At 66.5% G+C, this 7,248-nt stretch carries 7 protein-coding genes; 4 read left to right on the forward strand and 3 right to left on the reverse strand.

The window, feature by feature from the left end:
• The first annotated feature begins 33 nt into the window (after positions 1-33).
• Positions 34-2,130: an ATP-dependent DNA helicase RecG gene (gene recG, locus ACWIQA_RS07940; protein ID WP_448582530.1), complete on the forward strand. Its 2,097-nt coding sequence runs from the start codon at positions 34-36 to the stop codon at positions 2,128-2,130.
• 22 nt (positions 2,131-2,152) lie between these two features.
• Positions 2,153-2,515 carry a hypothetical protein gene (locus ACWIQA_RS07945; protein WP_448582531.1) on the forward strand — a complete coding sequence of 121 codons (363 nt, stop codon included), beginning with the start codon at positions 2,153-2,155 and terminating at the stop codon, positions 2,513-2,515.
• A gap of 4 nt (positions 2,516-2,519) precedes the next feature.
• Here the strand turns inward: ACWIQA_RS07945 and tyrS are convergent, their stop codons facing one another.
• A complete protein-coding gene (tyrS, locus tag ACWIQA_RS07950; protein ID WP_448582532.1) occupies positions 2,520-3,764 on the reverse strand; it encodes a tyrosine--tRNA ligase in 1,245 nt (414 codons plus the stop codon).
• 12 nt (positions 3,765-3,776) lie between these two features.
• Between tyrS and ACWIQA_RS07955 the strand changes: the two genes are divergently transcribed.
• Positions 3,777-4,853, forward strand: coding sequence for an anhydro-N-acetylmuramic acid kinase (locus ACWIQA_RS07955; protein WP_448582533.1), 1,077 nt, complete (start codon positions 3,777-3,779; stop codon positions 4,851-4,853).
• A 46-nt stretch (positions 4,854-4,899) separates the two neighbouring features.
• Here the strand turns inward: ACWIQA_RS07955 and ACWIQA_RS07960 are convergent, their stop codons facing one another.
• Positions 4,900-5,268: a UrcA family protein gene (locus ACWIQA_RS07960; protein WP_448582534.1), complete on the reverse strand. Its 369-nt coding sequence runs from the start codon at positions 5,266-5,268 to the stop codon at positions 4,900-4,902.
• Positions 5,269-5,385: 117 nt separating this feature from the next.
• The gene (locus ACWIQA_RS07965; protein WP_448582535.1) at positions 5,386-6,039 is read right to left on the reverse strand and encodes an alpha/beta hydrolase; all 654 of its coding nucleotides are present in this window, start codon (positions 6,037-6,039) and stop codon (positions 5,386-5,388) included.
• Positions 6,040-6,167: 128 nt separating this feature from the next.
• On the opposite strand from ACWIQA_RS07965, the gene ACWIQA_RS07970 reads away from it, so the two are divergent.
• A partial coding sequence (locus ACWIQA_RS07970; RefSeq protein ID WP_448582536.1) for a cysteine desulfurase family protein occupies positions 6,168-7,248 on the forward strand: 1,081 nt, incomplete at its 3' end.

Here is a 7,248-nt window from a genome sequence, read left to right on the forward strand (position 1 = left end):
GCGCCCGCCAAAATTGCGATTAGGTCGATAGGCGTGCGGCCCGACCTCCTCAACCCTCTCTTCGCCGACGTGACATCACTTCCCGGGGTGGGACCGAGAGTCGCACAGCGGCTCCACAAGCTTGGCATTGCGCGCGTGCGCGATCTCCTCTTCCAGCTGCCATCCGGCTTCCGCCGCACCCGCCCGATCGCTTCTTTGGCGCATGCCGAGCCTGGCGAGCGAGTGCGCATCACAGTCAGGATTGTCCAGCATCGCAAGGCCCATGGCCGGGCTCCAGCGCGGGCAGCAGCGCTCGACGCTACTGGCCACCCGCTTGCGATCCTCTTCTTCGGTGCCCAAGCCGACCGGATGCTCGCGCGCCTGCCCGTTGGCCAACAGGTGCGAATCTCGGGCCGGCTTGAACGCTGGAACGACCAGCTGCAGATGGCCCATCCTGAGCAGGTCATCCCGATCGATCCGCTGGCCGATCCTGCTTCCCAAGCGCCCGGCCTTGAAGTTGAACCGGTCTACCCGCTGACCGAGGGCCTGTCTCGCCGGGCACGAATCGATGCTGTTGCAAAAGCGCTCGATCGTCTTCCGGCGCTTCCGGAATGGCTGGATCCTGCGCTCGTTGCTCGCAACCGCTGGCCGAGCTTTGCCGAGGCGCTGCGCGCAGCGCACGGCGACCCGGCAGCTGACGTCGCGCGTGACCGTCTCGCCTTGGACGAGCTTCTCGCCGGCCAGCTCGCCTGGGCCTTGGTGCGCGCCCGCAACCGGCGCAGGGCAAGCCGCGCGCTCGTAGGCAATGGTCAGATCACCGGGCCCCTTGTCGACCGCCTTCCCTTCGCTCTGACTGGCGCCCAGCACCGCGTGATTGGCGAAATCCACGCCGATCTCGCCCGGCCGCAAGCAATGCTGCGGCTCCTCCAGGGCGATGTCGGCTCAGGCAAGACGCTGGTGGCCGCCCTTGCCCTTGCCCGTGCCGTCGAGGCTGGTGTCCAGGGCGCCTTTCTTGCCCCGACTGAGCTTCTCGCCCGCCAGCATTTCCGAACGCTTTCGGGCCTCTTTGCAAGCCTTCCAGTTCGGCTTGGCCTCCTCTGTGGCCGCGAGAAAGGCCGCGCGCGGGACCGTGTGCTCGCCGATCTCGCTTTGGGCGGGATCGACATTCTCGTTGGCACGCACGCCATCTTCCAGGATCAGGTTCGCTATCGCAATCTCGGCCTTGCCGTCATTGACGAGCAGCACCGCTTCGGTGTCGCCCAGCGGCTTCTGCTCCAGCGCAAGGCCGCGCAGGCGCCCCACCTCCTCGTCATGACAGCAACCCCCATTCCGCGCACGCTGGCGCTCGCGAACTACGGCGCTCTTGATATTTCGGTGCTGAACGAGCGGCCGCCTGGCCGCCTGCCCATCGACACGCGCGTGATCGCCATGGCCCGGATGCACGAAGTGGTTGATGGCCTCGCCCGCCATCTTGCCGCCGGGCGCCGGGCCTACTGGGTTTGTCCACTCGTCGAAGACGACAGTGACGAGCCCCAGGCAGACGAACAGGCTGCAGCCGTCACGCGCGCAACGATGCTGAAGGACCGGTTCGGCGACCGGGTTGCCCTCGTCCATGGCCGCATGCCTGGCCCCGAGCGCGATTCTGCGCTGGCCCGGTTTCTCAGTGGCGAGGCGCAGCTCCTTGTTGCGACCACCGTCATCGAGGTGGGGGTCGATGTGCCCGAGGCGACCCTGATCGTCATCGAGGCGGCCGAGCGCTTCGGGCTGGCGCAGCTCCATCAGCTGCGCGGACGGGTGGGGCGTGGGCGGGAAAAATCAGTGTGCATCCTCCTTGCCGGACCCCGCCTTTCCGAGACTGCTCGCGAGCGCCTGAAGATGCTGCGCGCAACGGATGACGGCTTCGCCATCGCGGAAGCCGATTTGCAGCTTCGCGGGCCAGGCGAGCTTCTTGGCACCAGGCAGGCAGGCGAGCAGGGGTTCGCCATTGCAACCGATGCCCAGGTTGCCCGGCTGATTGCAGCAGCAGACGCTGAAGCCCGACTCCTTCTTGCGCGCGACGGCGGCCTGTCCGGCCCGCGCGGCGAGGCAGCACGTCTCCTCCTCTACCTGTTCGATCGCGATGCTGCGGTTCGCACCTTGCAGAGCGGCTAGAGACCGGCCTAGGCAAGCAGGCATGTGGCGCTTCTTGCTCCTTATTGCTGCGGCCGGGCCAGCGCTGGCCACGCCGCCTCCCATGGCAGCCGTCGTTGCGGCTTGGGAAGCGCAAGACTGGCCGCAGGTTCGCGCCCACCTGCGGCCGATGGCGCTTCGCGGCGATCCGGCTGCTGAGACGCTCCTTGGCGTCATGGCCGCCCGGGGCCTTGGCGCACCGGCAGACCCAGCTGTGGCGGTGGCCTGGTATCTGCGCGCTGCGCGCAGCGGGTATGTGCCGGCCAGGCTTGCGCTTGCCGATGCCTATCGGCGCGGCGAGGGCGTGGCGCGCGATCCTGCACAGGCGGCGCGCATCGAACAGACCCTGGCTGAGGAGCGACGCTAGGGCCTCAGGTGCCAACTAGCCGGGCATGGCGCTTGCGGCCGAGGCTCAGCCGGCCAGGCGCCATAATCCGGACCTCCGGATCGGTTACGACCTTGCCGTCGAACCGGACTGCACCTTCGGCAAGCTTGCGCCGGGCTTCCCCGCGCGATGCCGCAAGCCCAGTTGCGGTCAGCGCCTCCACCACACCGACCGGAAACTGGACACGCGCTTCAGGAAGCGCATCGCCAGCCGCGCCCTCACCAAAGGTCGCCTGCGCTGTCGCTTCGGCCTGCCGCGCTGCCTCTCCGCCCCGGCACAGCGCGGTCGCGGCATTGGCAAGCACCACTTTGGCAGCGTTGATTTCTGCCCCTTCGAGCTGCTCGAGGCGGACGATTTCGGACTCTGGCAAGTCGGTGAAGAGGCGCAGGAAGCGGCCGACATCGCGGTCATCGGTATTGCGCCAGAACTGCCAATAGTCCCAGTCGGAAAGCTGGTCCCGGTTGAGCCAGACCGCGCCTTCGGCGGTCTTGCCCATCTTGGTGCCAGCAGCGGTTGTAATGAGGGGGGTCGTGAGCCCGAGCAGGTCCGGGCAGCCAACCCTGCGCCCAAGATCGATCCCCTGGACGATATTGCCCCACTGGTCCGAGCCACCCATCTGCAGCCGGCAGCCATGGCGCCGCGCCAGCTCGACAAAGTCAAAGGCCTGCAGCACCATATAGTTGAATTCGAGAAACGACAGCGGCTGCTCGCGCTCGAGCCGCAGGCGCACGGAATCCTGTGCCAACATCCGGTTGACCGACAGATGCCGGCCATAGTCCCGCAGGAAGGGGATGAGCTCCAGCTGGTCGAGCCAGTCTGCATTGTCGACCATGATGGCATCCCCCGGCCCATCGCCGAAACGCAGAAAGCGCTCAAACACCGCGCGGATGGAGGACTTGTTCGCGGTGATGACGGCATCGGCCAACAGCTGGCGCTGGCTGTCCTTGCCTGAGGGGTCACCAATCTTCGTGGTGCCGCCCCCCAGAAGCACGATCGGCCTGCCGCCATGCTGCTGCAGCCGGCGCAGCAGCATGATGGTTGCAAGATTGCCGACATGGAGGGAGGGCGCTGTGCAGTCATAGCCGACATAGGCGACAAGCCCTGGAGATGCAGCTGCTGCGTCCAGGGCTTCCGCATCGGTCAGCTGGTGGATATGGCCCCGGGCGGCAAGGTCTTGCAGGAAGTCTGACCGGTACATGGCGCCGAGCGCCTTAGGAGGGAATTCGGCCATGGAAAAGCGGCCATGACCAGCCGGTTGGTGATCGGCCTCATGTCAGGCACTTCCGCAGACGCTGTCGATGCGGCCTTGATTGAGACGGACGGCGAAGCTCTGGTGCGGCTTATTGCCGCGGCCGAACGACCCTATCTGCCAGAGGAGCGGGCCCGGATCCGAAATGCCGCAAAGCGCGCCCGCACCTTTGAGGCACCCGTCGCCGATGCGGCCATCCTCGAGGCCGAGCGCATGCTGACCCTTGCCCATGCCGATGCTGTGCGGATGCTGCCAGACTGGGAGCAGGCCGAGCTCATCGGCTTCCATGGTGCAACTGTTGCCCACCGGCCCGACCTGGGCTGGACCTGGCAGATCGGCGATGCCGGTCTTCTTGCCTCTGCACTCAACCGGCCCGTGGTCCATGACTTTCGCAGCGCCGATGTCGCAGCTGGTGGCCAGGGCGCGCCGCTTGCACCCGGCTTTCACCGCGCCATCACTGCGCATCTGCCGCGCCCGATGGGAGTCCTCAACATCGGCGGCGTTGCCAATCTGACCTGGTTTGCCGATCACGCCTGGGGTGCATTCGACACGGGACCAGGCAATGCCCTCCTCGATGATTGGGTCGCTGCCCACAATGCCGGAACGCGGGACTGGAACGGTGCCCTCGCTGCATCCGGGCGCGTTCGGGACGATGTGCTCGCTGCCCTCCTTGACCATCCCTGGTTCGATCAGCCTGGCCCCAAGTCGCTCGATCGAGACGATTTCTCGATACGCCCAGTGCACGGCCTGCCGCTCGCGGACGGCGCGGCGACGCTTACCGCCTTTACTGCTGAAGCTGTCGCCCTTTCGCTTCGCCTTCTTCCCGTCCCCCTGTCCCGCCTTCTGGTGTGCGGCGGCGGGCGCCGGAATCCAGCACTCATGCAGGCACTGGCCATGCGCACCGGAGTCGAGGTGGAAGCGGTGGAGACGGAAGGCCTCGATGGCGACTCGCTCGAGGCCCAGGCTTTCGCCTGGCTTGCTGCGCGCGTTGCCGACGGCAAGCCGACCAGCTGGCCAGAAACGACGGGCGTTGCATCACCTGTAAGCGGCGGGCAGCGCGTTGATCCCTGACTGGCTGGGCGCCCCCAGGGCGCCGCAGCCAGAGGGACTCCCCGGCTTAGTCCTGCAAGGCCGCCGTCTTCTGACCGCGGGCCCGATGCTCGGCAATGGCACGCCGACGGGCGGGCTCTGTTGCGGCGATGGTTGCCTCGACACAGGCAGCGCGCGCCTTGTCCAGCGCTTGCGCGCGGGCATTGGGTTCCGGGTCGCAAACGGCCGCCGCAGCACGCGCGATTCGCAAGTCAAGCCGGGCCCGCCCTTCGACGGTGGTGAGGTCAAGACCATCAGTCCGGATGCGGACGGCTGCCGGCCAAGCAGCGGCAGGAAGGCCGCGCGCAAGGACTCCAGGCACATCGGCTTGTGGCGCAGCCAGCAACGAGGTTCCCGTCGCAGCCGCGACAAGACTGAGGATGGCAGCGAGCTTCATTTTTGTCTCCCTCAAGGCCGGGGGATGCCGGCACAGGAGGGAGGCTATCACTTGTCACGCAGATGTCAAATATCTGTCATCTTCCTGTAACCAAAATCTGCCAGCCGGGGTTGCGAATCACCTCGGGACGCCTGTCCCGAGCCGGCGGTCGAGATAGGCCTCAACGGTCCGCATGAGCTCGTCCATCTCCGCTTCGAAATGGTGATTGGCCCCCTCGATCGTCGCATAGTCGATCGTGATATGCTTCTGAGTCTTCAGTTTTTCGACCAGCTTCGCAACTGCCGGCTCGGCCACCACTTCATCGCCCAGGCCCTGCACAATGAGGCCGGAGGAGGGGCAGGGGGCGAGAAAGCCGAAGTCGTAAAGATTGGCTGGCGGTGCAATCGAGATGAACCCTTTCACTTCCGGTCGGCGCATGAGGAGCTGCATTGCAATGAGGGCGCCAAACGAAGCGCCAGCCACCCAGGTGCCCGAGCTTTCCGGATTGATCGCCTGCAGCCAGTCGAGCGCGGACGCCGCATCAGAAAGCTCGCCAACACCGTTGTCGAATTCGCCCTCTGATCGCCCAACGCCGCGAAAATTGAACCTCAATGTGGCAAAGCCGCGTTTCGCAAAAATATTGTAGAGCGCAAGCGTGATCGGATAGTTCATCGTGCCGCCGCTGTGGGGATGCGGGTGCAAGATGATCGCCAGCATCGGCCGGGGGTGGGGCGACGGCTGGTAGCGACCATGCAGACGGCCTTCGGGGCCGGGAAAAATGACTTCAGGCATAGCTCCCCTTCCGAATTTTCGGGCCCGAATGCCCAGGGGCCCGTCCGCCCTGCTGGCTGTCGCCATCCAGCTGGCGTTGGCTATAGAAAGTGGGGGAAGGAACGGGCAATCGCAACCTCGGCAGTCCCATGACGCGCACCTATCTCGACTGGGCCGCAACGGCGCTGCTCCGCCCTGAGGCGGCTTCCGCCATGGCAGAGGCTTGCACTCGGCTCGAGTCCGGGGAGTGGGCAAATCCCTCCTCCCAGCATGGCCCGGGGCGTGCGGCACGGCGGGCACTCGAAGATGCGCGCGCGTCTCTGGCTGCCGCATTTGCTGTTCCTGCTGACTCCCTCGTCTTTACCAGTGGCGGGACGGAAGCCTTGGCACTTGCGCTTGGAGGCGCTGCGGCATCGATGCGGGCGGTGATGGCAACCGAACATGCCGCCGTGCGCGAGGCAGCGCCTGGAGCGCATATCCTCCCCGTGAGCCAGGACGGCAGTCTGGTAGAAGAGGCGCTTCTATCCCTGCCCGAGGGTGCTCTCGTTGCCGTCCAGGCCGCCAACAATGAGACCGGTGTGCTCCAGGACCTCGACTCAATCGCAGCGCATGTGCATGCCCGCGGCGGCCGGCTTCTTGCCGATTGCGTCCAGTCTGCTGGCAAGCTGCCACTGCCTCGTGCCGCCGACTATGTTGCAATCTCGGCCCACAAGCTCGGCGGGCCAACGGGCGTGGGCGCGCTCATCGTGCGCTGTCGCGACGGCCTCGCTGCCCTCCAGCGCGGTGGCGGGCAGGAGCAGGGGTTGCGCGGCGGCACCGAGAATCTCGTTGGCATCCTTGGTTTTGCGGCAGCAGTTGCCGCGCTCGACTCGCGCTTTCTCGATCGCGCCGGCGCGCTCCGGGCCCGGCTCGAGGCCGGAGTCATTGCTGCCGGTGGGCGCGTCATTGCAGCAGGTGCGCCAAGGCTTCCCACCATCAGCTGCGTCCATCTCCCCGGCGTTCCAGCTGCCAACCAGCTGATCGCCATGGACTTGGCCGGAATCGCTGTGAGCCAGGGGCCGGCCTGTTCGTCGGGCACGCTCCGGCCGTCGGCCGTACTCGAAGCCATGGGCGAGACCGAAGCTGCGCGCGAATCGCTGCGCGTCTCGACTGGCTGGAGTACGACCGAGGCCGACATCGACCGTTTCCTCGACGTCTGGACTGGGCTTGCCGCGCGCCGGCGGGCGGCAT

This window comes from Thermaurantiacus sp., from assembly GCF_053487655.1.